Here is a 24,968-nt window from a genome sequence, read left to right as displayed (position 1 = left end):
GCGTGACGCCAGGGCCGGCGAGGGCTTGCCCACAAGACGTCGTCACGCGCCGCTACCCCCTGCGGCGATGCCCGACGGCGCCGGTGTCAGGGCCGCGCTTCTCGATGGCGCGGACCCGCGTGTAGACCGATTAAGGGAGCCGGCGGCGGCTGGGGGGAGAGCCTCGGTCTCAGAAGGCTCTGACGCCGCCGGCTCCGACCTTGGCGCGCGGCTGCCCGTTGAGGCACCGCACGATTCCAATGAAGGAGTTAGTGGGAAAGATTACGGCCCGATCACCTCTAATGGTGGCAGTGGCCGCATCCGCAAGCAAGGAATTTGAGACCACACTTTCCTCGGGCCATGCTTGCGGTTGCTGACCGCCCTCAAGTTCCTCATTTTGAGACCTTTGTGAGCTGTTCGGGGTGGAGTTGTTCGGGATGGGACTGTTCGGGGTGGAGCTGTTCGGGTTGAATCTGTTCGGGATGGGGCTGTTCGTAGGACTGGCTTAAGTCAATCGCCCGAACGGACTCTGCACACGAGTAGCGTTTACCCGATTTCTGACGCCCTACTCGCCATGGCACTACTTGGAGCTACTCCCGCTGGTCCCGCAGGCCACCCGTGCTGTACGCACGCCACAGCCAGGTCACGCCATGCCGGGCCGGGCCGGTCAGGAGGGCAGCGGGCCGAGGTCCAGGAGGTCCGCCCGCCGGCCCACGCCGAGCTTGGCGAAGATCCGGGACAGGTGCCCCTCCACTGTCCGAAGTGACACACAGAGCGCGGTGGCGATCTCGGCGTTCGTGGCCCCGCCCGACACCAGTTCCAGGACTTCGGTCTCGCGGGCAGTCAACGGGGCGCCGTGATCGCTGCGGACGACCTCCAATTGCGACAACATTCCGGCCTCCACCAGGCGGTGATGGACCCGGCGCTGGACCGCGGTAAGCCGCCACCGCTCCGGGTCGTCTGCCAGGATCCGCTCGGCCTGCTGGGCGGCCTCAAGGGCAAGGAGCCCGTGCCCTGCATTGAGCGCGTCGTCGCTGATGCCAATGAGGTCGGACGCATCGGACGCCGACACCGCTCGCGCGTAGGACTCCACCAGCCTGGCTTCCGGGCCGTCGACTGCGCCGCTGCTGAGGGCGAGGGCTTCGGCGCCCGAGGTGTCACCGCCGCGTAGAGCGAGCCGCCTGATATCGGTTTCAACGCCCCGCAGGCTCTCGTGCAGGGCCTCGTCCGCCAGCCGCGCCAAAGCTCCGGCACCGCTCCCTCCGGGCCCTTCTCCGGGTTCAGCCGCCCGGCAGTACGCCTCTGCCAGCAGGTGAAGGGTTTTCGGCTCCCGGTACTCCGAGAGCCGGTAGGCCAGCACATGCTGGCTGGCCTCATGGTGGCGTCCGACGGCGCCTGCGGCATAGGCCGCAACGGCGCGGGCAAACGGCAACAGACCTAACGGGTCGGCGATAGTAAGCTCTTCGACACTCAGCCGAAGTTCGGCCAGGCTTTCACGCATCCTGCCCTGGCGCAACCGCGAGTAGCCCCGCATGAGGTGCAGCATGCCGCCGCTGTACAGCAGACGCCCAGGCTCACGGGCCGCGTAATCGTCCAGGACATTTCCGAGCCGGTCCCAGTCGCCGGCCCAGATCAGATTCAGGCAGTGGCGCACCACGAGGTCCTCGTAGACCAAGGGAAGTTCCAGGCTTGCGGTTCGGGCGCCGCCCCATGCCTCTCCGTCCAATCGCAGCCCTGCGCGGAGTTGACCTTGGGCGGTCAAGAGTTCGGCGAGGAGGGAAACTGCCGGGACCCGGATTTCGGGATAGGCGCCGGCCGCGGCGATGAGTTCGCGCAGCACGGTTCCAACTGCCATGAACTTCCCGTCCCACGAGTGACTCAGAAGCTCTGTGGCCAGTCCCCCGGCAGCTGTCACGTCCGACGGCCGTCCCGCCGGAGCGCGCCCGGAAAGGTCGGTGCACGTTGCGAAATCCGCAGACAGTGAATCCCGGGCCCGCGATTCCAGGAGCTCTGGTTCCATGGACAGTCCAAAGGCCGGGCTGTGCGTCCCGGCGTCGGCTTGCTGTTGCCGGGCCGGCGTTGCGGACCCGAGCCGGGCTGCGAGGAGGGCAGCCAGGTAGGACGGCCGTCCGGAGGGCACCGGCTGTGCGGCCTCCAGACACGCCACAGCGGCCTCGGTGCGCCCCGCGATGAAGTGCGAATAAGCCAACTGGATCCGGGCCTCGGGGAGGAACCGGACGTCCCGGATGGCGCCAGCCACCCGGGACGCGGTCGCAGGGTCCAGGTCCGTGTTCGCGGCGACAGCGGCCTGCAGGAGCTGGATCGGAGGGATCTCTACGCCGCAGTCCATGGACCAGCGCAGCCGGTTGAGGGCCGCTCCCGGCGCGGCGGCCCGTGCCGACGGAAGCGACAACACGCTCGAACGCAGGGCCGAACTGCGGCCGGCCGGGACCCGCTGGCGGATAATCTCGCCAAGGATCGGGCTGGCCGCCCGTACCAGCCGGTCATGACCCGTGGAGACGGCAATGATGCCCGCGGTGTCCAGGGCATCAACGGCCTTGGGACCACTGATCCGCAGAATCTGGGACAGGGATAGCGGTCCGGCCATGGCAACGATCGTGGCGGCGGTCTTTTCCTCCGGTGTCATGGAGCGCAACTGCCGGTCCACAACGTCGGCGGCCGGAACTTGGGCCATGTCGGGGTTGGCCAGCAGGAACCATACTCCGTGCCGGAGGCCCAAGGCGCCGCTGGCCCGGGCATGCTGGATCAGGGACATCAGCATGAGCGGATTGCCGTCGGCCGCCTTATGGAACAACGCACTAACCCACGGAGAGACGTCGGCCCGCAGGACCTGCTCGCACAGTTGGTGGGTTCCGATCCGGCTCAGCGGGTAAAGGTCGAACTTGGCAATTATCCCGTCGTCCCAGAGCGCGAGGAACTCTTCCGGAATCATCGGCCCGGGACGGCAGGCCACGAGGATTCCCGCGGCGCCGGTCGCCGCCGCCTGAGCCAACTGCCGGACGGTCCCATGATCGAGGCAATGCGCGTCGTCGACCACAAACAGAGGGCGGTCCGCCTCGGATTTCAGGCTGCGCGCCATCGCTTCCACGACGGCTGCGTAGGAGTCGAGTTCCCGGTCAGGAAGCCGGGACAAGTACGGCGCCAAGGCACCGAAAGGAACGCTGGCCAGGGCCGGAGTGGCGGTCAGCCGAATCAGGCGGCGGTGGGGCTCGAGTTCGCGGATGGCGGCCTTGAGGACGGCGGTCTTGCCCGCGCCCGCGCCGCCGATGATGAGCGCACCTGATCGGGTGTCGTCACGCAGGCAACGCACCAGGTCCTTGACCAGCGCCGAGCGCTCGATCAGTGCCGAGGTCTCAGCCAGGCTTTCCATCGCCGGTTCTTCCTGCCAGTTTCTGCCCGTCTTGAATAGCCGTCCGGGTTGCCGCCTGCAGTCTGCCGGGCTCAGCCGAGCCTGGCGCTGTCTGCCGGAGTCGAGATGACATCTTTGAGTTCCGATCGGCTGGCGACGTGCAGCTTCGAATACACCTGATAGAGGTGTCCCTCCACAGTGCGGACGGATACGTGCATCTGTTCCGCGATCTTGCGGTTGGACGTACCGGCAGCGGCCCGGACCGCCACTTCACATTCCCTCGCCGTCAGGGTTGAGGTTGTAAGCGACCGCAGCCCGTTCTTCGGACTGCCGAACTTGTCATCGAGGGACTGCTGCGCCCGCTGGGCGATCCGCAGCGCGATGCGGTTGCCGGCGTCGTTCGCGCAGCCGACGGCTTTCCGCACCGCGTCCCGGGCGAACACGGTGTTGCCGCATGCCTCAGCTTCCTTGGATGCTGCCAGTAACTGCTCGCTGTCAGCCTCGCGCATGCCTTCGGCCAGCCGCGAGCACAGGGCCGCAAATTGTCCGGTCACCCTCCCGCTCAGGCTGCCGAGCTTCTGGCCCGTCTGGCGGTCTCCCAGCCGGGCCGCGGCGGACTGGAACAGGAGCGCGGGGGCCAGTGCTGACGTTTCGGCGTCGTTGCCCGCTTCGGCTGAGAGCGCACGGATGGACATTGCCCTCTGGCCGAGCTCGGCCTGGGCCGACAGTTCGAAATAGCGTGTGAGCCGTTCCACCAGCCAGGCCGCGGGCGGCCTGGCCTGGGCAAGATCGTCCAGTAGCAGGCCGGCCATTTCCTCTTCGCCCTGGAGTGCGGCGGCATAGGCACACACGGCCGCGGCCAGGCCGCCCAAAGCGTCGGGGTCCTGCGCCCGAAGCTGCCACCGGCCCGCCTGGAGCCGGGACAAGGCGTCGTCGAGGTGTCCGGCATGCAGGTCCATGACGCCGTGCCCGATCTCAAACATCCCGCCCAGCCTGGTCTGGGGCTCTGCGCCGCTGTACGTCTCCTCAAGATAGACGGACGTTTCCCTGAACTTGCCGGAGAGCAAAAGGAGGAGGAGGAACCTGCCCCTGATCTCACGAACCGCATGGTCCGGGAGCTGCACGCCGGCTGTGGCCGCCAGGATCTGCTTTCCGAGGGCGAGCGCCCGCACCACGTTGCCGGTGACGGCCAGGGCCTCGCTGCGCACGCTGGCGGTCAGGATCCTTGGTTCGCTGCCCAGGTCCCCCGCGTCCACGCCGTCGGTTATGGCCAGGACTTCGTCGTAGCGTCCACGGAAAGCGGCGAGCCCAGCCTCCGCCAGGCGCAGCCGCTCCCGGGCTGCAACGGCAACTGAACTCTGTGCGGCGGGCTCGGCAGCCAGCCGCTCGGCGAACTCCTGTATCCGGGCTTCGGGGTCGGCGCCCGGGGCGGTGCTGCGTTTGTCCAGTTCCACGCGCAGCAGCTGCAAAGCGGTCCACTCGGTCAGGGGAAGCTTGGCGCACGCGCCGTCATCCAGTGCCTCCAGAACCCGGCGTGCGGAGTCCTCGTTGTTCACCGAGATGTGGGCATTGACTGTTTCGATGGCCATCAGGGCAGCGGGTTCGCTTCCTTCGACCTCCTGGACAAATCGCAAGGCGGCCGCGTGGTCGGATGCACCGTTCGCGGCGCGTGCGGCGGCCAGGGCGACCTGGGAGCTCACCTCTTCCCCGCAATCCAGCGCCCAGGCGACGCCGGCCGAGCCGCCGGTGTCCAGCGTGTCCGATTCCTGGAGCACGGCCGTGAGCCGGCGGCGGAGTTCGGCGCTGCGCCCGGGCGGGACCACGTTGGCGACAATTCCGGCGGTCACCGGATTGGCGATGCTGACCATCGGCGGATGGTCATGGGTGACCCGGATCAGGGCCCGCTCCTGGAGCGCGTCCATATCCTGCGGGTTGGCGATGAGCATGAGTGTCTGCAACGGGACTGCCCCGGCGAGTGCCAGCAGTTCAAAGACGTCGCGCTGGCCGTTGCCGAGCCGGTTGAGGCGTGCCTTCACGACGTCCCGGATCTCTCCGGTCAAGGCGATGGGACCGTTGCCCAGGAACCACACACCGTCCTGGCGGATCACTGTGCCCAGCTTGATCTGCTCCCGGGCCAGGGAATGGAGGAACAAGGCATTGCCCCCGCTCGCACTCCAAAGCGCCCGGGCAGCGGTCAGGGAGAACCGGCCGCCGTATTCGTGGTGCAGCGTTGTTGCCGTCTCTGCGAAGTCGAACGGTCCGAGGTCCACCCGTCGGAGCAGGTCATCCTTCCACAGGCCCATGATGTCCCCGCCAATGTGCGGCATGTCGACGCACGCCGCCAGCAACGTGACATGGGACCCGGCGCTCAACTGGGCCACCATCATGCTGGAGAGCTCGTCGAGGTCATGGGCGTTGTCCACGAAGAGGACGATTCGCCGGCCTTCGGATTTGTTGTGGAGCAGCTGGGTCAGTCCGCGCAGCACCATCAGCGGGTGCTCGAGGTGGGAGGCGTCGAGGTCGTTGAGCAGGACGCTCAAGGCCCCGTAGGGAAGCTTGGAGGATATGGAGCTGCCCCTGACCTGGACTACCAGGTACTCGTCGCCGAGCTGCTCCAGGGCGCGCTGGGCGATAAAGGATTTGCCGGCCCCGTGGTCGCCCACGAGCACGATGCCGCAGCCGGAACCCGACGTCAGGGTCTCAACGATGTCGGCAACGACCTCCTGGCGGGTGAAGGGTCTGTCCTTACTGCGGCCATGACCGTTTCTTTGCGCCGGAAACAATATTTCTGTCTGGCCGCTGCCCGTTGGCAAGCCGGCGTCTTGCTGGAACATATGAGAGACCTTCGCAATCAAAGTGTGAGCGGTGATACCTCAACGGTAGGGACTACGCGTATTTTCGGTATGCGTAAGTAGTACTCGATTACCTAGCGAGTATTCCGCCCGCTCTACGTAGCTGTACTCAGTTGGACCGGCGCTGCCGCAAGGCCCAAACCAAGTAGTCGCCATCCCGCCGCACGTGTCCGGCGCCGGTAGCGGCCCGGACACCGGGGAAGCGGCCCCGCCACGGCCGGCCGGCCGGCGGACACGGCCCCACGCGGCCTCTCCCTTGCTTGCCGCTAGTGCCCGCCGATACCGGGAAGCTGCTCACGGCCCTTGACGTTGAGCTTCGCGTAGCTGCGGTAGAGGTGGCCTTCAACCGTGCGCACGGACACCTGGAGCTCTGCGGCAATCTGCCGGTCAGTGAGGCCGCGTACCGCCAGCGCCACAATGTCGCGCTCGCGGCGGGTCAGTATGCCGAGCGAGTCATCGTTCTTGGCCGCTTCGTCGCCGGGTAGGTCATCGGCCCGGTCCAGGCACCGCTTCCGCTGGGAATTGGCCATGCGCTCCCTGAGGGTGTCGCCCGCGGCCCGGTAGGCGTGCGCCGCGGCGTCGTAGGCGAGGGCGGCAAAGGCCCACAATTCCGCCGCTTCACAGGCTTTCGCGGCCTCAAGGAGGTCTGCGGCGTTGTCCGCGCTGATGGCTGCGGCGTAGGCGCAGATCGCGGCGGGCCTTGGCCCCTCGAGCCCGGCCCGGAGTTCGAGCAGCCTCGGCGCCGAGTCCGTGTCCCCCAGGGCCAGGCAGAAGGCCAGCGCGTCGAGTTCGAGCCCGGCGGTGTCCACTTCCGGGTAAGGTCGGCCGAGCCGCTTCAGTTCCGCGATGGCACCCGGGTAGTTCCCGAGCCGGGCCTTTCCATAGACCACGGCCATCGCGGCCAGTGAGCGCATGTACCGCGGCAGGGCCGCGGGTGCTGCCTCGAAGTCGGCGAGGAGTAGCTCCGCCTTCGTCTGGGCACCGACTTCGGCGGCTGCCGCGAAGGCCATGGCCGCCGTGAGCGCGAACAGCTGCTGAGGGTCGGTCAACCGCAGCGCTTCGAGCGCGGCACTTAGCGTGTTCAGGGCCTGGGCGGCCTTGCCCTGGTAGAGCAGAATGATGCCGTGCGCCGCGTGCACTCCCCCGCCGAAGGAAATCAGGTTGGGCCCGGATCCGGCGACGAAGCCGGTCAGGAGGCTTTCCGCCCCCTGCCAGTCGCCGGAGTGGATTGCGGCGGCCGCCGATCGGACGACGAGGAAGTCGGTGAGGAAGTAGAGCTCATCGTGATCGGCCCCGGCGGCCTCGATGGCCCGGGTCATCGCGGCGAGGGCGCTCAGTCCTTTGCCGCCGGCAAGCAGCCGCTCCGCGTCGAGGCAGAGCCGGAACGCCTGTACGAGGGTGTTCGACTGTGGGGTGTTCGAGGGTGGGGTGTTCGAGGGTGGGGTGTTCGACGGCGGGGTGTTCGACGGCGGGGTGTTCGAGTGTGGGGTGTTCGAGGGCGGGGTGCCGGCAGCCGCGTCCCCGCCGGACGCCGCCGCGGCCGGGGCTGCCGCGTACTCGCCCGCCAGCGCCAGGACCATGGCTTCCAGAATCTCCAGCCGCTCTTCCGTGGCACGGTGAATGGCTTCGGCGTCGTCCGGCCGGGCCGCGGCGAGGCGTTCGGCGGCGCGTCGGAGCACCTGTGCCCGCTTGATGATCTCCGCCGGTGTGTGGCCCAGCGCTGACATCGTTGCGGCCCACAGGAGGGATCCGGCCAGGAGCCCGGGGATGCTGTTTCCCTGCCCGAAATCGGCGTCGAGGATGTCCCGGGCCGCCATGTAGTCGGAGGCGTTGTAGCGGGTCCGTGCTATCACGGCGCGGGCCGCCATCTGCAGTTCCGGATCCTTGACGAGGACGGCAGCCTTGCGGGCGAGCTCGTCCTCGTAAAGCCGGCTCGCCAGCACGGCCGCCCTCAGGAGCTGCCGGTCCTCGACCTCCGCGCCGCATTCGATCGACCAGCTCACTTGCCGCAGCAGTCCCTCGGCAGACGTCGGCTCGCTGTCCATCTTGCGCAGCAGGCTTTGCCGAAGTTGCAGGCTCCTGGCCGGTGAAATCAGGTTCCGCAAGGTGTCGCCGTACACGGTATGCCACAGCCGCAGCTCACCCGTCCCGGTGTCCGTGACCCGGATCAGTTCGCTGTCGATCAGTGATCCCACGGCCTCTTCGCCGGCCACCGACTCGATCAGTTCCCGGGACACGGGTTCGGCCAGCGCCACGAGGTTCAGGGCCTGCCGTTCTTCCGGCGAGCGCAGCAGCAACTGGCGGCGCACGACGTCGGTCAGCCGGTCACCGTGGCTGTTCAGGTGCCGGGTGAACAACCAGACACCGTTGCGCCGCAGCAGCGTCCCGTCGTTCCTGGCGTCGTCCAGGAGCCCGTTGAGGAGCATCGGGTTGCCGCCGGAGGCCTCCCAGAGGATCTCGGCGACGTTTGGCAGCACTTGCGAGCCGAGCTCGCCCTCCAGCATCTCTGTGGTCTGCGCGAGGGTGAGCGGGCGCAGGTCGTGCCGCTCGGCGATGCCTTCAAACCAGAGCTGCAGGAGCGGTTCCGGCAGTCCGGGCCGGGCCGCCGCGCCCACAAGCAGTTTCGCCCAGCCGGCCGCCGCCAGCTCCGCGAGGATTCCGGCCGTCGCCTCGTCGAGATCGTGTGCGTCGTCAACGACCAGCAGGAGGGGCTTCTGGGTGGCCCGCTTCTGCTCTTCCAGATGCGCCCACAGCGTCCTCAGCACGGCCAGCTGCGATGTTGCTTCCTGGACCGGCAGTCCGACGATGAAGGGACCCAGGACACCGTAGGGCACCTTGGTCAGCGACGCGCTGCCGTGGATCGGCACCGGCGTCACCTCCGGGGCCAGCTCCCCGACGACTGCATCGATGAGCCTTGATTTGCCCATCCCACTGTCACCGAGGACGAACACGGCCACATGGCTGCCGCCCTGGAGGGCTTCCACTGCAGACATCAAATCTTCCGACCTCCCGGTCAAGGCGCGGGCCGGCGCCGTGCCGGGGTTTCCCGCCGGCCCCTTAGATGAGTCCAAGCAGATCACTTCGCGAAGAAACGCCGAGCTTCGTGAACACCTGGTACAAGTGGCCCTCCACGGTCCTGACGGAAATGCCCACTTCCAGGGCGATGTCCTTGTTGGAGACCCCGTTCCCGGCCAGGGTGGCGATTTGCCGCTCCCGGTCCGTCAGCAGCGGGCCCTTGTTGCGCGGCATGACGGGCAGCGCCGGTACGGACTCCGAGAGGCTCTCCAGCATGCTGTAGGCGGCGTTGGCGCTGGCGGTTAGCCCGGCGCCCTTGGCGAAGTCGAATGCGAGCGCGGCGCACCGGGCCTGGACGGCGTCCAGTTCGAGGCCCGCGGCCTGCCCGGCGGCTTCGAGCATGATCGCGGCGTCCTTCTTCCGGCTGCCGACGGCGACCGTCCGGGACAGCTCGGCCAGCGGCCCCTGCCGCAGCCCGGCGATTTCCTCCATGAAAAGAAAATCCTTGACGGTGCCGTTGACGGTGGCCCCGAGCATGCAGATGCCGGCCAGGGTGTAGCGGCCCTTCCGGAAATGCTCCTCCGCGGACCGTATCAGCCGGTCCTTGGCTTCGGGGTCACCGAGCCACCGCGAGGCCATATCCATGCAGAACTCGGTGGAACTGCCGACCGTGAAGCGGGCCGGGCCGTCAGCCGAGCGGGCCCGGTCCAGGTAGATCGTGGCCTGGACCGAGTTGCCGGTCTGGGCGTAGGCAAAAGCAGTAGCGGCGTAGGCCTGGCGCAGGGACTGCAGGCTCGCCCGGACCTCCAGCTGGGCGATCGCGGCCAGCAACGGATCCAGAGCCATGTACCCGCGGCCGGCATAGACATAGGCGAGTCCGACGGCGAGGTCCGTTGCGGCGCTGCCGGAATGCAGCCCGTGCCCGGCCCGGCCGCTCGCGTCCTTGAGCATGTCGATGGCTTGGCGCCACAGGCCCGAGAGGAGCAGCACGTTGAAAGAGCGCCAGGCGAAGTTTTCCCGGATGCGCGGCACGTTGGACCACTCGCCCAGCTGTCCGCCGATTTCCCGCATGAGTTTGCGGGCGTCGAGTTCGTGACCGGTCATGGACCAGGCCTCCATCAGGATGATGGCCGACCTGAGCCGGTGCACGGGATCGGCGCCGGGCACGTCCGTGGTGGCCGCGGTGGTAAGCCGCTGCATCATGGGCTGGAAATCCCCGATGAAAGAGAAATAGTTGAACTCGCACAGATCCAGGCAGAGCCCCGCCCGGGCAAGCGCCGCAGGGGCGGGGGACGGCTCGTCCAGGCTCAGGTCCTGGAGCCGTACCCTGGCCTGCCCAAGCAGTTCGGGGACCTGGCCGGAGCGGTCGTCCAGCCACGCCATGCAGTCAGCCTTCGCCGCGATGAATTCGGCGAAGTTCTCGGCCGCAAGGCCGTTGACCTGCCGTTCGGAGACGTCGTCCAGCGCGGACATGGCCTGCAGCGGCAGGCCGAGCTGGAGGTAGGCAGCCGATTTCTGGAGCTGCCCTTCGGCCCATTCAGGGTCCGAGGGAGAGAGGCTGCCGGCGCATTTAAGGGCAAATTTCGGGTCGAAGAGCTTGACGGCGGCACTGGCAGCCGCGACGGCGTGGGCGGGGGCCAGCTGGGCGTGGCAGTCGTGGGTCCACGCCGCGTAGGCCAGCAGGTCTTCGACTGTCAGTTCGTCCAGTTCATGTTCCTGGTGTCCGGGGACCTTGTCCCGGAGCTCCAGCCGGCGCTCCACACTGAGCCAGTTGCGGACAATGTCGCCGAGGTAGCGGTCGCCCAGCGTAACGAGGTGCCGGTCCGCGCGGTCGACCACGATCTGGCCGGCCTCTTCCATGTCGGCGATGACACCGGGGCTGTACATCCTGGCGAGCCGGGACAGGGGCAGGGTCCGGGCACAGGAGAGGACGTCGATGACCTCCCTGGCCTCGGGTGTTTCCCTGGCATACCTGGCCCGGACAATATCCTCCAGCGCCGTGCGGCCATCCAGCACAACCTCATCGAGCAGTGTCCACACGGATCCGGACAGGACCAGGTTGCCGCGTTCGATTTGTTCGGAGACGACGGCCTGCAGGAGCGTGGGGCTGCCGCCGACCAGCTGGTGCAGCTGGCTTGCCAGGGCGGTCGAGACCCGATGGCCCAAAGCTGACTGCAGGACCTCCAGCGTCTCGAGCTCGGTCAGGTTGGCGAGCCGGACCTCGGCGAGCTGGCCGGAAGTGATGAGCCAGTAGAAATCGGGCGGAAGGTCAGTGGTGCGCTGGGCCGTTGCGATCAACCGGGCGGTCCGGGTCTGGAGCAGGTTGAGCAGGACCCCGGTGCTGAGTTCATCGAGGGCACCGGCGTTGTCGAGCAGGATCACGCACTGGCGGCCGGCGGCGTCGTCGCGGATCAGCGAGGTAATGCCGTGCAGGATGGCGGTCGGCGAGCCCAGGGAACTCTGCGGGAGCCGCGCAAGGGTGAAGGCGAGGCAGCCGTACGGCGTTGCCGAACCCGGCCCCGAACTGCGGAGCTGGATGGTGTACACCTCGGGGCCGAAGCCCGCGAGGGCGGTCCGGCCGACAAGCGTTTTGCCCACGCCGCGGTCGCCGGTGATGACGACGCCCATCCGGTCCTGGGCAAGCAGTTCCTGGCGGACACGCTCGGCATCAGCGTTCCGCGCCAAACCGGACCAGCCGTGTCTCGCGACCTGGCCGGCAGCATGTTCTTCTTCGGCGGGTGCCAATGTAGTGGAAACATTCCCCCAGCCCAGCGAATCCCTCGACATGTAGTTTCCTTCGTACCGCTTTGCAGACAGCAACCCCGGACTGCCCACTTAGAAGTAGCGTATCCCTATCCCCCGACGTGAGAGTAGACAGATCATAGCTGGAATGCGGAAAGCTTGGAAAGGAAACACGCAATCGGCATGCAACTTAGTCCTCGCCCGCCCGCCGCGGGCCCGGGCCGGCCCGCGGTCGGGGCGTTTCGGCTGCGTGCTGTTTTGCCTGCGTTTACGTCCGGGAGGGGCTACGTCGCCTTGGCGGGGTGGAACTTTTGTTGGGCGGCGGTGAGGCCGTCCCGGACCAGGAGTTCGACGGCGTCGGCAGCTGAGTCGATGAGGAAGGGCAGTTCCTTTTTCTCCGGCGCGGAAAAGTCACGCAGGACAAAGTCCGCGGTCTCCATCCGTCCGGGCGGACGCCCGACGCCCACCCGCACGCGCAGGTAGTCCTTGGTGGCCAGGGCCTTGGAGATGTCGCGCAGTCCGTTGTGGCCGCCTTCGCCGCCGCCGATCTTGAGCCGCACGGTGTCGAAGGGGATGTCGATCTCGTCATGGACGGCAATGACGTGGGCCGGATCGATGCCGTAGAACTGGGCCAGGGCAGACACCGGGCCGCCGGAGACGTTCATGTATGACAGCGGCTTGGCCAGCACGATCCGGGGTCCGCCGATGCCCAGGCGCCCTTCGAGGACCTGGGCACGCGATTTGTGCGATTTGAAGCCACCGCCGACGCGCGAGGCGAGTTCGTCCAGGACCATCTGGCCGACGTTGTGCCGGTTGTGGCTGTACTCGGATCCGGGGTTGCCAAGGCCTACGATCAGCCAGGTGTCGGTCATGGGTCAGTCCTTCGGTGGGACGCAGCCGGGGGCGCGGCCAGTGGGGCGGGTCAGGTGGGACGGGTCAAGTGGGTCGGGGCAGGCAGCCGGCTACGGGGCGCGTACGGCGCGGGATACGGCATCAGAGACGACGGCGGCCGGGCCCCTGAGGGACCCGGCCGCCGTAAAATTCAACGGAATTACTCGGCTGCTGCTTCGGCCGACGGTGCGGCTGCTTCGCCCTCTTCGCCCTCTTCGACGTTTTCGGTGGCCTCGGAGATGTTGACGACGAGCGCTTCGGGGTCGGCCAGCAGGGTGGAACCCTTCGGCAGGACGAGGTCGGAAGCGTGGATGTGCTCGCCGGCGCTACGGCCTTCGATGCTGACCTCGATGGCGGTCGGCAGGTGGGTTGCCTCGGCCTCGACGGAAACGACCGTCATTTCCAGGTTGTGGACGTTGCCCGGAGCCAGTTCGCCGCTGAGGTGAACGGGCACGTCAACGGTGACCTTCTCGCCGGTGCGGACGGTCAGCAGGTCGAGGTGCTCGATGATCTGCTTGATCGGGTTGCGCTGGATGTCCTTGACGAGGGCCAGGTGCTGCTCGCCGTCGATGTCCAGGGTCAGCAGGGCGTTGGCGGTGCGGACGGCCAGGGTGGTGGCCTTCGCCGGCAGGGTGATGTGGATCGGCTCGGCACCGTGGCCGTAGATGACGGCCGGGATCAGGTTGGCCATGCGGGCGCGGCGGGCGAAGCCCTTGCCGAATTCGGTGCGGACTTCTGCTGCGAGCTTCTGCTCAGACATGGATATCTCCTCGTGGGATTTCAAGCTGTGGGACTAAACGGTGTTCAGCAAGGGCGGAGGTCTGTTTACGACCTTCAACGCCGGGCTGCCGTGCGGCTGCCCTTCAGAAGGAGATTCAGACCCAGTCGATTACGGAGACCAGCAGTCCGGGTTCCGATTAATTTCCCGTCAATAAGGAATTCAATACGGAAGGCCGGCGCTCTCCCTCGCCAAGGTTTCGGTACAAGGCTACCAGCGGAGGGACCGGTTTCTGAAACCGGGCCCTCCGCCGGCCGGCTTAGGCCTGGCCGTCGAACAGGCTGGTGACGGAACCGTCGTCGAACACTTCACGGATGGCGCGGGCGATCAGCGGCGCGATGGAGAGCACGGTCAGCTGCGGGAAGCGCTTGTCCGCGGTGATCGGCAGCGTGTTGGTGACCACCACTTCGCGGGCGCCGGACTCGGAGAGCCGGCGGGCCGCCGGATCGGAGAACACGGCATGGGTCGCGGCGATGATGACATCCTTGGCGCCGGCGTTCTTGAGCACCTGGACGGCGCCGGAGATGGTTCCGCCGGTATCGATCATGTCGTCGATCAGGACGCAGGTGCGGCCTTCAATCTGGCCCACGACCGTCTTGGAGACGGCCTGGTTGGGCACGGTGAGGTCCCGGCTCTTGTGCACGAACGCCAGCGGCGCGCCGCCGAGGCGCTCGGCCCACTGCTCGGCCACGCGGACGCGGCCGGTGTCCGGCGAGACGACCGTGACCTTGTCCGAGCCGACCCGGGTGCGGATGTAGTCGGCCAGGAGCGGAATGGCCATCAGGTGGTCCACGGGGCCGTCGAAGAAGCCCTGGATCTGGGAAGTGTGCAGGTCCACACTCATAATCCGGTCGGCGCCGGCGGTCTTGTACAGATCGGCGACGAGGCGTGCCGAGATCGGCTCGCGGCCACGGCCCTTCTTGTCCTGCCGGGCGTAGGGGTAGAACGGGGACACCACAGTGATGCGCTTGGCGGAGGCCCGCTTGAGCGAATCGATCATGATCAGCTGTTCCATGAGCCAGTTGTTCAACGGGGCCGGGTGGGCCTGGATCACGAAGGCGTCGGTGCCTCGGACGCTCTCGCCGGCCCGCACGTAGATCTCGCCGTTGGCGAAGTCGTAGGCGTCCAGGGGCAGCAGCTCGGTGCCGAGCTCCTTCGCGATCTCCTTCGCCAGCTCAGGGTGCGCGCGCCCCGCGGCCAGCACCAGCTTCTTCTCGCCGTGTGCCGTAATTTCGCTCATGATTGCTAGCCCTCTTCTGTCGGTGCCGGAGTAGTGGAGGATGTTGGGGCGGCGCCCGCGGCGGAATCCACCGCGGCAGCGGATGCGGCCAGGGCGGACTCGGCCAGGCCGGCGGAAACGGAACCGGGGCGGTTGGCCGCAACCCAGCCGTCCGAGTTCCGCTGCTTGGCCAGGGTGACGGCGAGGGCGCCGGCCGGGACGTCCTTGCGGATGATCGCCCCGGCGCCGCTGTAGGCGCCGTCGCCCACGCGCACGGGGGCCACGAACACGGTGTTCGAACCGGTGCGCACACCCGAGCCGATCACCGTACGGTGCTTCTTCTCGCCGTCGTAGTTGGCCGTGATGTTGCCGCAGCCGATGTTGGTGTCCTCGCCGATCTCCGCGTCCCCGGCGTAGCCGAGGTGGGACAGCTTCGAGCCGCGGCCGATCGTGACGTTCTTGGTTTCGTAGAACGCGCCGATCTTGCCGGTCTCGCCCAGGACGGTGCCCGGGCGCAGGTAGGTGAAGGGGCCGACGCTGGCGCGCGCCCCGATCGTGGAGCCGGAGCCATGGGTGCGGATCACCGTGGCGCCCTCCCCCACCGTGACGTCGGTCAACGTGGTGTCCGGGCCGACCACGGCGTCGCGCGCCACCGTGGTGCTGCCGTGCAGCTGGGTGTTGGGCAGGAGCCGGACGTCCTCGTCGAGCGTCACCGTGGCGTCGATCCACGTCGTGGCGGGATCCACGACGGTCACGCCGGCGCGCATCCAGGCTTCGAGGGTGCGGCGGTTGAGTTCAGCGCCGAGCGCCGAGAGCTGGACGCGGTCGTTGGCGCCCTCCACCTGCCAGCGGTCGTCGGTGACGACGGCGGCGACGCGGCCGCCCGCGGCGCGGGCCAGGGCCAGGACATCGGTGAGGTACTTTTCGCCCTGGGCGTTGTCCGTGGTGACGTGGACCAGCGCGTCGCGCAGGACTGCGGCGTCGAAGGCGTAGATGCCGGAGTTAACCTCACGGATTTCGCGTTCGGCGCTGGTGGCGTCCTTGTGTTCGCGGATTCCCGTGACGGTTCCGTCTTCTGCGCGGAGGATGCGACCGTAGCCGGTGGCGTCCTCGAGCACGGCGGTGAGGACGGTGACGGCGTTGCCCTCGGCCTCGTGGGCGGCGACGAGCTCGCCGAGCAGGCCACCGGTGAGCAGCGGGACGTCGCCGTACGTGACCACGACCGTTCCGGCCAGCGGGCCTTGGGGGTCGAGCGTGTCGAGCGCTTCCAGTGCCGCCTCGACCGCGCGGCCGGTGCCGGGCACATCGTCCTGGTCCACAATCAGGGCTTTCGGATCGAGGGCGGAGACGTGGGCGGCCACGAGGTCGCGTTCATGCCGGACCACCAGGGCCAGCTCGCGGGGGCTGATACTGCGGGCCGCCTGGAGCGCGTGGCCGACCAGCGAGCGGCCGCCGATCTCATGGAGAATTTTGGGGGTACGGGATTTCATCCGGGTACCGGCCCCTGCAGCTAGGACGATCACGGCGGCCGGGCCAGTATTCTCGGGGCTCACGTATTGGCTCTCCTTGCTTGGTTGCGCGGTGTGTCTCGCCAAGTTCCGCCCATAGGACTCGAACCTATACTCCACGGCTCCAAAGGCCGGGGTGCTGCCATTACACCAGAGCGGACCGTGCCCAGGCTTGACCTGTGGCACGAGAATCAATTCTGCCACGAAGGTTGATGCTCGTGCGACTCAGCGCCGCGGAAGGAGCGGGCAGGCGCGGGTGGGCGGTGCGGCCGGCGCCACGGGACATGCCCATTCCTGGTCCGCGCGGCGGGACATGTGCCGCAGGATTCACGAGCTCCGCGGAACGTGCCTTCCTGGGTGTGCGCAGAGACCCCGTTCCCCACGCGGGACATGCCCAGCGTTGGAGCCGAGCAATGGACATAATGCCAATATGCCCATCCCTGGACCGGGCCGAGGGGCATGCCCAGCGGAAATTCAGCCCTACAAGGGACATGTCCAGTGCTGGCCCGCGCGGCCGGACATGTGCCGCAGGATTCACGCACTCCGCGGGACGTGCCTTCCCGGGCATGCTCAGAGACCTTGGTCCCTATGCGGGATATGCCCAGTGTTGGTCCCGGACAATGGGCATAACGCCAATATGCCCATCCCTGGCCCGCGGCGAGGGACATGCCCGGCGGGATTTGAGCCCTCCAAGGGACATGTCCAATGCTGGCCCGCGGCGAGGGACATGCCCTGCGGGATTTGCGCCCTCCAAGGGACATGTCCAATGCTGGTCCGCGCCGTGGGACATGCCCTGCGGGATTTGAGCCCGCCAAGGGACATGTCCGGTGTTGGTCCGCGCCGAGGGACATGTCCCGTGGGTTTTGAGGGCTGCGAGGGACATGTCCAGCGGTGGGTGCTCACGCTGGGCATGTCCCGGGGAGGGCAGGAGGCTACTCCCCCAGCACTTCCAAGGCTTCGAGCCATTCGAGTTCAAGGGCTTCGCGTTCCCCGGCCAGTTCCTGGAGTTTCGCGTTAAGCCCGGCGAGCTGGTCGAACTTGCTGGCGTCCCCGGCCCCGGCGGTCATCTGGGCGTGGATCTTGTCTTCCTGCTGCTTGAGTTTGCCCAGCTGGCGGTCGATCCGGTTCTTGGCCTTGCGGGCGTCGCGCTTTTCGGCCTCAGAAGGGCCGCTGGCGGCGGGAGCGGATCCACCGCCGGCGGAGGTGACGGGGTTGCCGCCGCCGGTGATCGTGGAGCCGGCCAGGGCCCCTTCCCGCAGTTCGAGGTACTGGTCCACGCCGCGCGGCAGGGCACGGATCTTGCCATCGCCAAGGAGCGCCATCTGGTGGTCCGTGACGCGCTCGAGCAGGTAGCGGTCGTGGCTGACGACGACGAGCGTGCCCGGCCAGCCGTCGAGCACATCTTCGACGGCGGCGAGGGTGTCGGTGTCGAGGTCGTTGGTCGGCTCGTCAAGCATCAGCACGTTCGGCTCCCCCACGAGCAGGCGCAGGAGCTGCAGCCGCCGGCGTTCGCCACCGGAGAGGTCCTTGACCGGGGTCCACTGCTTCTCGTTGGTGAAGCCCAGCTGCTCCACGAGCTGGCCGGCGGTGAATTCCTTGCCGCCGACGTTGAAGGAGCGCTTTTCCCGCTCGATCACTTCGATCACGCGCAGGTCCGAGACGTCGTCGAGTTCCTTGACCTCCTGGGTCAGGACCGCGGTGACCACCGTCTTGCCGCGCTTGACCTTCCCGGAGCTGGGCTGGATCTCACCGTTGAGGAGTTTGAGCAGGGTGGTCTTGCCGGCGCCGTTGACGCCCACGACGCCCAGCCGCTCCCCGGGGGCGAGGCGCAGCGTGATGTTGTCGAAGAGCTTCTGCCCGGGCTCGCCGCCGAGGAAGTCCAGCGAGACGTGCTCGAGGTCCAGGACATCCTTGCCCAGCCGGGCGGTGGCCATCTTGCTCAGCGCCGTCGAGTCGCGCGGCTCGGGGACGTCCGCGATCAGGGCGTTGGCTGCCTCGATCCGGAACTTGGGCTTGGCGGTGCGGGCCGGGGCACCGCGCCGGAGCCAGGCGAGTTCCTTCTTCACGAGCTGCTGGCGCTTGCTTTCCATCACGGAAGCGGAGCGGTCGCGCTCGGCCCGGGCCAGGACGTAGGCGGCATAGCCGCCGTCGAACGGGTCCATGATGCCGTCGTGGATTTCCCAGGTCTTGGTGCAGACTTCGTCGAGGAACCAGCGGTCGTGGGTGACCACGAGGAAGGCGCCCTGGTTGGCCCGCCAGCGGGTCTTCAGGTGCCGGGACAGCCACGCGACGCCTTCGACGTCGAGGTGGTTCGTGGGCTCGTCGAGCATGATGACGTCGTGGTCCTCGATCAGCAGCTTGGCCAGCGCCACACGCCGCTTCTGCCCGCCGGAGAGCGCGTGGACGTTGGCGTGCCAGTCGACGTCGGACACCAGCCCGCCCATGACTTCGCGGATCTGGGGATTGCGGGCCCACTCGTAGTCGGCCTGGTCCCCCACGATCGCGGCGCCGACGGTGAGGTCGCCGTCGAGCACGTCGCTCTGGTCCAGGTAGCCGATGTTGACCTCGCTGCGCTTGGTCACCCGGCCGGAGTCCGGGGTGGAGCGCATGGCCAGCAACCGCATCAGGGTTGACTTGCCGTCACCGTTGCGGCCCACCATGCCAATCCGGTCGCCCTCTTCAAGGCCGAGGGTAATGCCATCGAGGACGGTACGGGTTGCATACGAGACCGTGAGGTTCTCGCCGCCGAGCAGGTGTGCCACTGGGAACTGCTTTCTTAGGTGTATCGGTGAAGTGAAGCTGTGAAGTCATCGGATGCGATGCGTCAAAAGCTCCTAAAGGAGCGTATCGGAGATGATGCGGGCCCCGTGCACCGGCCCGTGCACCGCCATGGCGTCGAGGCTGTGGTGCCGCAGCTCTTCGGCGAGCCCGGCGGCCGCGGCGGGGCTGTGCGCGAGGAACGCGACGGTGGGTCCGGAGCCGGAGACGATGCCTGCGATCGCGCCGCAGGCCTCGCCGCGGCCCAGGGTCTCGCGCAGGCCCGGGGCCAGTTCGATCGAGGCGCGCTGGAGGTCGTTGACCAGCACGCGGCTCAGGGCGTCGGCATCGCCGCTGCGCAGAGCCGTGAGCACGCCGGGATCCACTGCGTCGGGTTCGTCCACCGCCAGGCCCTCGGCCGCGCGCAGGCGGTCCAGGGTGCGGTAGACCTCAGGGGTGGGCAGGCCGAAGTCCGCGCTGACCAGGACCCAGTCCGTCTGGGCCTTGACCAGGGCCGGCGAGAGGTCATCGCCGAGGCCCAGTCCGACGGCGGTGCCGCCCAGCAGCGCGAAGGGAACATCGGCGCCGAGCTCGGCGGCCAGGTGGGCCAGCTCATCGCGGGACAGTCCGCTGTTCCACAACGCGTCGCAGGCCAGCAGGGTGGCGGCGGCGTCGGCTGATCCGCCGCCCATGCCGCCAGCCACGGGCACCCGTTTGGTGATCTCCAGGTGGACACCCGTGGAGTGTTCCGAGACGTCGGCCATGATGGCGGCGGCTTTGTAGGCCAGGTTGCGGTGATCGAGCGGAATGTCCACCCCGTCGAGGTCCACGGTGCTCGCATCGCTGATGCTGACGGTGATCTCGCCGGTATCGGTGCTGGTGGCGGCAATTTCTTCGTAGAGCGAGACAGCCAGGTAGACGCTGGCCACGGAGTGGTAGCCGTCCGGCCGCAGCGGTCCGACATCCAGTGAGACGTTAACCTTGCCTGGAGCTTTCACCCGGACGGTCCTCGCGGCAAAGCGCCCTCTCACTGCGTTCATGGCTCCACGCTATGGCATCGCGGCCCGGGCTCCAAGCACGCAACAGCCCTTGGAGGCGCCCATGCAGAGCTCACAAGGAGCTCAGGAGTCCGGTTGTCCTTGGGCTTCGGCGATTCTGGCGAACGCCGCGATGTCGATCACTTCGCCGCGCGCGGTGGGGTCGACGCCGGCGGCCCGCAGGCAGCGTTCGGCCTCCGCGGCGCTGCCGGCCCAGCCGGCCAGCGCGGCCCTGAGCGTCTTGCGGCGCTGCGCGAAGGCGGCGTCGATCACGGCGAAGACCTGCTCCCTGGTGGCGGTCGTGACGGGGGGCTCCCGGCGCGTGAAGGCGACGAGCCCGGAATGGATCTTGGGCGCTGGCCAGAAGACGTTCATGCCGATCACGCCGGCCTTGCGCATGCTGCTGTACCAGGCGGCTTTGACGGATGGAACGCCGTAGGTCTTGGAGCCGGGCCCGGCCGCGAGCCGGTCGGCGACTTCATCCTGGACCATGACCAGGCCGTGCTGCAGGCTCGGGAAGTGCTGCAGGAGGTGCAGCACCACGGGAACGGCCACGTTGTAGGGAAGATTCGCGACGAGGGCGGTCGGCTCGACGGGAAGTTCGGTGACCCGCATGGCGTCGGCCAGCACGAGGTGGAAGTTCCCGACGGCGTGCGGTCGCCACGCGGCGACAGTGGCCGGCAGGCGCCCGGCAAGGACCGGATCGATTTCGACGGCGACCACGCTGCGGGCGGCGTCCAGCAGGCCAAGGGTCAGTGACCCGAGTCCGGGGCCGACTTCCAGGACGATCTCATCGGCCCGGATGTCGGCGGCGTTCACGATCCGCCGGATGGTGTTGCCGTCGATCACGAAGTTCTGCCCGAGGGTCTTCGTGGGCCGCACGCCGATTTCCTCTGCCAGCCGGCGGATATCGGAGGCACCCATCAGCGGTGCGGGCGCCGCTCCGGGCAGGCTTTCGGGGGCGGAGGGGCTCGGTTCAGTCACCTAGGTATCCTATCCCGGCGCCGGTACGCCGCAGGCCGGGTCCGGAGGGAATCCGGACCCGGCCTGTGCTCTCCCCTGGCTGTGGTCGGCAGCCGCGGGAGTCGGGCGTTTAGTTGCGGGCGTTCAGTGGCGGGCAGTCAGCCGCCGGCCTGGCCTGCTAGCTGGAGGCTGCCCAGCCGCAACCCCAGGGCTGCAGTCCGCGCTGGGCGTAGACCCGGTTGGCGACGGCGATCTGCTGGGCCTTGGTGGCGGCCGCGGCGTTCGGGGCGTAGGCGCCGCCGCCCGAGCTGAGCCAGGTGCCGACGTCGAACTGCAGGCCTCCGTAGTAGCCGTTGCCGGTGTTGGTGGACCAGTTGCCGCCGGATTCGCACTGGGCGATCTTGTCCCACATGCCCTGGTTCATCATGGCGGGGGCGGCCGCACCGGTGTTGGCGGCGGGCTTGGGCTTTTCCTTGGTGCCGACAGTGACCTTTTCGGTGACGGGCTGGACGCTGACGGTCTCGGACACCAGGGTCCGGGAGGCTTCGCGGCCATCCACGAGGACCAGCTTGAAGTTCTTGCTGGTGGTGCCGGCGACGCCGGCCTGGGTGACCTTCTTCTCACCCTTGAACATGTCAGCACTCTCGGTGGTGAGCGTTTCGAAGGCGACGGGCTCGGTGGTGTTGGCCGTCTTGCTGACGTCGACACGGGAGACCTTGATCACCATGTCATTGACCACCGGGGCGTTCCCGGGCTGGGAGACGCGGTCGCTGGCCCCAAGCGAAAGCCCGGCGTCCTCGAGCACTTTGGCGACTGTGGCCGCCGTCGTGGTGGTCGCTGCCGCCTTACCGTCCGCAACGAGGCTCACCTTTTTCGGCGTCGAGATGGAGACGAAGGAGCCGGAGACGGCGAGCTGGGCGTCCTTGGGCACGGAGACCTGAGAAGCGCTGGCCACGCCGAGTTCGGTCACGAGCCCTTCGACGGTGGGTGCGGTGGTGGAGATGGTCCGTTCGGCGCCGTCCAGGCTGACCTTGACGGCCTTGGCGAGATTGACGTTGATGACTGACCCGTCCTGCACATGGGCGTCCGCCGAAGGCGACACCCTGTCAGATGGCTGCAGTTCAACCTTGGCGCTCTTGACGACTTCCCCGACGGTTCCGCCGAAGGTCTGGACGGAGCTGACTTTGCCATCCACGTTGAGTGTGATCGTCTTGTTATTGCCGACGAAGGCCACGAGGCCCAGCACCAGTGCCACCAGCACCACGAGCTGCGTGCCAACCTTGACGAAGCTGAACTTGCCGTCCGATGTGAAGAACTTGACCACAATTGCCCGAATCTCTTGGACCTTCCGGGCACGGGGAAAAGTGCACGTGGCCATCCCCCGCGAGCGCGCCAACGGCGGCTCCGGACAGCGTCCGGAGCGTCACGGAACATGCGTGCACTGCCTCACCCAAAACGAGAGCGCGCATGTGGTTCGTTGGCCACAATGCACGCCCTGCTGGAGTGAAATTATCCGTAGGCCTTCCCCGACCCCGGCTAATAGTTGACCACTGTAATCGAAGCGTTATAAAGGAACCAAGAATTTGTGCATACCCCGTATCTACACCGGGAGTCTGGATGAGGGTGGTTCAGTCCCAGGATCCGTACGCCCGCACCGTATTTGCGGCGATCTGCGCACACAGCCCGGAAAGCTCCGACCCAGTCACATCGGCCATGGCCCGCACCGTGTACGGAACCATGTAGCTCGCGTTCGGCCGGCCGCGATGCGGGTGCGGGGTGAGGAAGGGCGCGTCGGTCTCGACCAGGATCCGGCTCGGCTCAGCGATAGCCAGCGCTTCCCGCAGGTCCGTCGCGTTCTTGAATGTCACTGTTCCGGCAAAGGACATGTACCAGCCCTCCGCGTTGCAGGTCCGGGCGAGCGCCTCGCCGCCTGAGAAACAGTGGAAGACCACCCGCTCCGGGGCCCCCTCTTCGCGCAGGACCTGGACGACGTCGTCGTGGGCGTCGCGGTCGTGGATTTGCAGCGTCAGTCCAAGCCGTTTGGCGATGTCGATATGGCGGCGGAATGAATAGCGCTGGTGGACCAGGCCCTCGCCCTCGGTCCGGAAAAAGTCCAGGCCGGTCTCCCCGATCGCCCGGATCCTCGGATGGGCGGCGAGCTCCTCGATCTCGGCCAGGGCCTCCTCCAGGCCGCCGCGCCGGGCGTAGCCGGGGGCGTCGTTGGGGTGGAGGGCAACAGCGCCCAGGAGCCGTGAATCGAGGTCGACGGCGTTGACCGTAAACCGGGACGATTCGAGGTCGCAGCCCACCTGCACCGCGCCTTGCACGCCCACGGCGGCGGCGGCATCGAGGGCGTCCTTGATGCCCACCTCAAGCTCCGCGTCGGGAAAATCCAAATGCGTGTGGTTGTCCATGACCGGCACGGGAAGCGGTTCAGGTGCGGGCGGATACCCGCTGCGTCCGGTACCGTCGTGTCCAGGCGACCGGAAGGGGACGGGAGTGAGGGGATTGAGCATTCATCCACCCTAACCGGAGGCCAGATTTCCCCGGAACTCTCTGTCAGGGCCGGCAGTTGTGTTAGTAGTCTGTTAATACTCTGTAATTTCCCCGTTAGGAAACAGGTGAATGCCACTGCGGGGCCCGGCCGCCGCGGGCGGTCAGATCCGGGACCCACCAGGGCTGAAAGGCTGCCGATGGATTACCACCGCACTTCCGTAGACGACATCCTCCCCCAAGGACAGAGCCTCCCGGGCCGCGCTTCCTTGGATCCAAACGCAGCCGGACACCGGCCCCCGCGGCATGAACTGCCGGCCATGGAAGCCGACGCTTTCCACTCAGCCAGCACCCGGATCCTGACGGCGATCAATACGGTCATCGACGGCAAGGCCGAAGCGGCCAAACTGGCGCTCACGGTCCTCCTCGCCCAGGGCCACCTGCTCCTCGAAGACGTCCCAGGGGTGGGCAAGACGCTCCTGGCGAAGACGCTGGGCCGCACCATCGACTGTTCCGTCAGCCGGATCCAGTTCACCCCGGACCTGCTCCCGTCCGACGTCACGGGCGTGTCCATCTACAACCAGGCGACCCGGACCTTCGAGTTCCGGCACGGCGCGGTGTTCGCCAACATCGTCATCGGGGACGAAATCAACCGCGCCTCGGCCAAGACCCAGTCAGCCCTGCTGGAGTGCATGGAGGAGCACCAGGTCACGGTGGACGGCACGTCCTACCGGCTGGATGAGCCCTTCATGGTGGTGGCGACGCAGAACCCCATTGAGATGGAGGGCACGTATCCGCTGCCGGAAGCGCAGCGGGACCGCTTCATGGCCCGGATTTCCATGGGCTACCCGGACCGTGAGTCTGAGATGGAGATGCTCGAAACCCACCAGGCCTCCTCTCCGCTGGCGCGTGTGACGGCAGTGGTCACCGCGGCGGAAGTGGCCGCCATGATTGCCACGGTGCAGCAGGTGTACGTGTCCCGGTCGATCAAGGAGTACACCGTGGCCCTGGGCCGGGCCACGCGGGAAAGCGGGCTTCTCCGGCTCGGCGCCAGTCCGCGGTCCATGCTGCAGCTCCTGCGTGCGGCGAAGGCCACCGCCGCGCTGGAGGGCCGGGACTTTGTGCTGCCGGACGACGTCGTCAGCGTCGCCGAAGCGGTGCTCGCCCACCGGATCATCCTCGACCGCAAGGCGGCCAGCGCGGGTGAGACGCCGCAAAGCGTCATCCGGGCCATCATCGCCAAGATACCCGTCACCCCGGACGCGACGGCCTCACCCAACGGAACCGGACGCCCCGGCCGGAAGAAGGCCTCGGCCATGGCAGCCGCGCCGCCGCCCAACCTGCCTAATCCGCGCTAGGGAATG

Annotated in this window: 14 protein-coding genes and 1 tRNA gene; 1 reads left to right on the top strand and 14 read right to left on the bottom strand. The window is 67.6% G+C overall.

The features are described from left to right. Window positions 1–646: 646 nt before the first annotated feature. The 14 genes from AC1DKN_RS10990 to AC1DKN_RS10925 all read right to left on the bottom strand — a co-directional run bounded on the left by AC1DKN_RS10990 (window position 647) and on the right by AC1DKN_RS10925 (window position 23,627). Window positions 647–3,370 carry a helix-turn-helix transcriptional regulator gene (locus AC1DKN_RS10990; protein WP_476871274.1) on the bottom strand — a complete coding sequence of 908 codons (2,724 nt, stop codon included), beginning with the start codon at window positions 3,368–3,370 and terminating at the stop codon, window positions 647–649. Between the two features lie 71 nt (window positions 3,371–3,441). Further along, window positions 3,442–6,183, bottom strand: coding sequence for a LuxR C-terminal-related transcriptional regulator (locus AC1DKN_RS10985; protein ID WP_476871273.1), 2,742 nt, complete (start codon window positions 6,181–6,183; stop codon window positions 3,442–3,444). 284 nt (window positions 6,184–6,467) lie between these two features. After that, on the bottom strand, window positions 6,468–9,281 hold the full coding sequence (locus AC1DKN_RS10980; protein WP_476871272.1) for a LuxR C-terminal-related transcriptional regulator: 2,814 nt from the start codon (window positions 9,279–9,281) through the stop codon (window positions 6,468–6,470). Next, the gene (locus AC1DKN_RS10975) at window positions 9,259–12,003 is read right to left on the bottom strand and encodes a helix-turn-helix transcriptional regulator (RefSeq protein ID WP_476871271.1); all 2,745 of its coding nucleotides are present in this window, start codon (window positions 12,001–12,003) and stop codon (window positions 9,259–9,261) included. The genes AC1DKN_RS10980 and AC1DKN_RS10975 overlap by 23 nt, the downstream gene beginning before the upstream one ends. A gap of 239 nt (window positions 12,004–12,242) precedes the next feature. Next, window positions 12,243–12,830: an aminoacyl-tRNA hydrolase gene (pth, locus tag AC1DKN_RS10970; RefSeq protein WP_223914139.1), complete on the bottom strand. Its 588-nt coding sequence runs from the start codon at window positions 12,828–12,830 to the stop codon at window positions 12,243–12,245. Between the two features lie 179 nt (window positions 12,831–13,009). After that, window positions 13,010–13,609, bottom strand: a complete 600-nt coding sequence (locus AC1DKN_RS10965) for a 50S ribosomal protein L25/general stress protein Ctc (protein WP_028276489.1) — start codon at window positions 13,607–13,609, stop codon at window positions 13,010–13,012. Window positions 13,610–13,886: 277 nt separating this feature from the next. Beyond that, window positions 13,887–14,867 carry a ribose-phosphate diphosphokinase gene (locus tag AC1DKN_RS10960; RefSeq protein ID WP_018774662.1) on the bottom strand — a complete coding sequence of 327 codons (981 nt, stop codon included), beginning with the start codon at window positions 14,865–14,867 and terminating at the stop codon, window positions 13,887–13,889. A 5-nt stretch (window positions 14,868–14,872) separates the two neighbouring features. Continuing rightward, on the bottom strand, window positions 14,873–16,399 hold the full coding sequence (gene glmU / locus AC1DKN_RS10955; RefSeq protein ID WP_476871270.1) for a bifunctional UDP-N-acetylglucosamine diphosphorylase/glucosamine-1-phosphate N-acetyltransferase GlmU: 1,527 nt from the start codon (window positions 16,397–16,399) through the stop codon (window positions 14,873–14,875). Window positions 16,400–16,442: 43 nt separating this feature from the next. After that, window positions 16,443–16,514: transfer RNA gene (locus AC1DKN_RS10950), tRNA-Gln, on the bottom strand. A gap of 772 nt (window positions 16,515–17,286) precedes the next feature. After that, window positions 17,287–19,116, bottom strand: coding sequence for an ABC-F family ATP-binding cassette domain-containing protein (locus tag AC1DKN_RS10945; protein WP_476871269.1), 1,830 nt, complete (start codon window positions 19,114–19,116; stop codon window positions 17,287–17,289). A 72-nt stretch (window positions 19,117–19,188) separates the two neighbouring features. Next, complete coding sequence (locus AC1DKN_RS10940; RefSeq protein WP_028276492.1) at window positions 19,189–20,151, bottom strand: 4-(cytidine 5'-diphospho)-2-C-methyl-D-erythritol kinase; 963 nt, start codon at window positions 20,149–20,151, stop codon at window positions 19,189–19,191. Window positions 20,152–20,232: 81 nt separating this feature from the next. Next, window positions 20,233–21,072: a 16S rRNA (adenine(1518)-N(6)/adenine(1519)-N(6))-dimethyltransferase RsmA gene (rsmA, locus tag AC1DKN_RS10935; protein WP_476871292.1), complete on the bottom strand. Its 840-nt coding sequence runs from the start codon at window positions 21,070–21,072 to the stop codon at window positions 20,233–20,235. Window positions 21,073–21,289: 217 nt separating this feature from the next. Beyond that, window positions 21,290–22,435, bottom strand: coding sequence for a ubiquitin-like domain-containing protein (locus AC1DKN_RS10930; protein WP_476849065.1), 1,146 nt, complete (start codon window positions 22,433–22,435; stop codon window positions 21,290–21,292). Window positions 22,436–22,739: 304 nt separating this feature from the next. After that, window positions 22,740–23,627 carry a TatD family hydrolase gene (locus AC1DKN_RS10925; protein ID WP_476871268.1) on the bottom strand — a complete coding sequence of 296 codons (888 nt, stop codon included), beginning with the start codon at window positions 23,625–23,627 and terminating at the stop codon, window positions 22,740–22,742. Window positions 23,628–23,804: 177 nt separating this feature from the next. Between AC1DKN_RS10925 and AC1DKN_RS10920 the strand changes: the two genes are divergently transcribed. Continuing rightward, the gene (locus AC1DKN_RS10920; RefSeq protein ID WP_476871267.1) at window positions 23,805–24,962 is read left to right on the top strand and encodes an AAA family ATPase; all 1,158 of its coding nucleotides are present in this window, start codon (window positions 23,805–23,807) and stop codon (window positions 24,960–24,962) included. Window positions 24,963–24,968 lie beyond the last annotated feature (6 nt).

This window comes from Arthrobacter sp. 01N444 (assembly GCF_056399305.1).
This window is presented reverse-complemented; position numbering and strand designations above follow the sequence as displayed.

Excerpts from the sequence above, each read along its gene's own strand:
- pth (WP_223914139.1), bottom strand. The coding sequence starts at position 12,830 with ATGACCGACACCTGGCTGATCGTAGGCCTTGGCAACCCCGGATCCGAG.
- AC1DKN_RS10990 (WP_476871274.1), bottom strand. The coding sequence starts at position 3,370 with ATGGAAAGCCTGGCTGAGACCTCGGCACTGATCGAGCGCTCGGCGCTG.
- AC1DKN_RS10975 (WP_476871271.1), bottom strand. The coding sequence starts at position 12,003 with ATGTCGAGGGATTCGCTGGGCTGGGGGAATGTTTCCACTACATTGGCA.
- AC1DKN_RS10920 (WP_476871267.1), top strand. The coding sequence starts at position 23,805 with ATGGATTACCACCGCACTTCCGTAGACGACATCCTCCCCCAAGGACAG.
- AC1DKN_RS10960 (WP_018774662.1), bottom strand. The coding sequence starts at position 14,867 with ATGAGCGAAATTACGGCACACGGCGAGAAGAAGCTGGTGCTGGCCGCG.
- AC1DKN_RS10965 (WP_028276489.1), bottom strand. The coding sequence starts at position 13,609 with ATGTCTGAGCAGAAGCTCGCAGCAGAAGTCCGCACCGAATTCGGCAAG.
- rsmA (WP_476871292.1), bottom strand. The coding sequence starts at position 21,072 with ATGGGTGCCTCCGATATCCGCCGGCTGGCAGAGGAAATCGGCGTGCGG.
- AC1DKN_RS10985 (WP_476871273.1), bottom strand. The coding sequence starts at position 6,183 with ATGTTCCAGCAAGACGCCGGCTTGCCAACGGGCAGCGGCCAGACAGAA.
- AC1DKN_RS10925 (WP_476871268.1), bottom strand. The coding sequence starts at position 23,627 with ATGCTCAATCCCCTCACTCCCGTCCCCTTCCGGTCGCCTGGACACGAC.
- AC1DKN_RS10940 (WP_028276492.1), bottom strand. The coding sequence starts at position 20,151 with ATGAACGCAGTGAGAGGGCGCTTTGCCGCGAGGACCGTCCGGGTGAAA.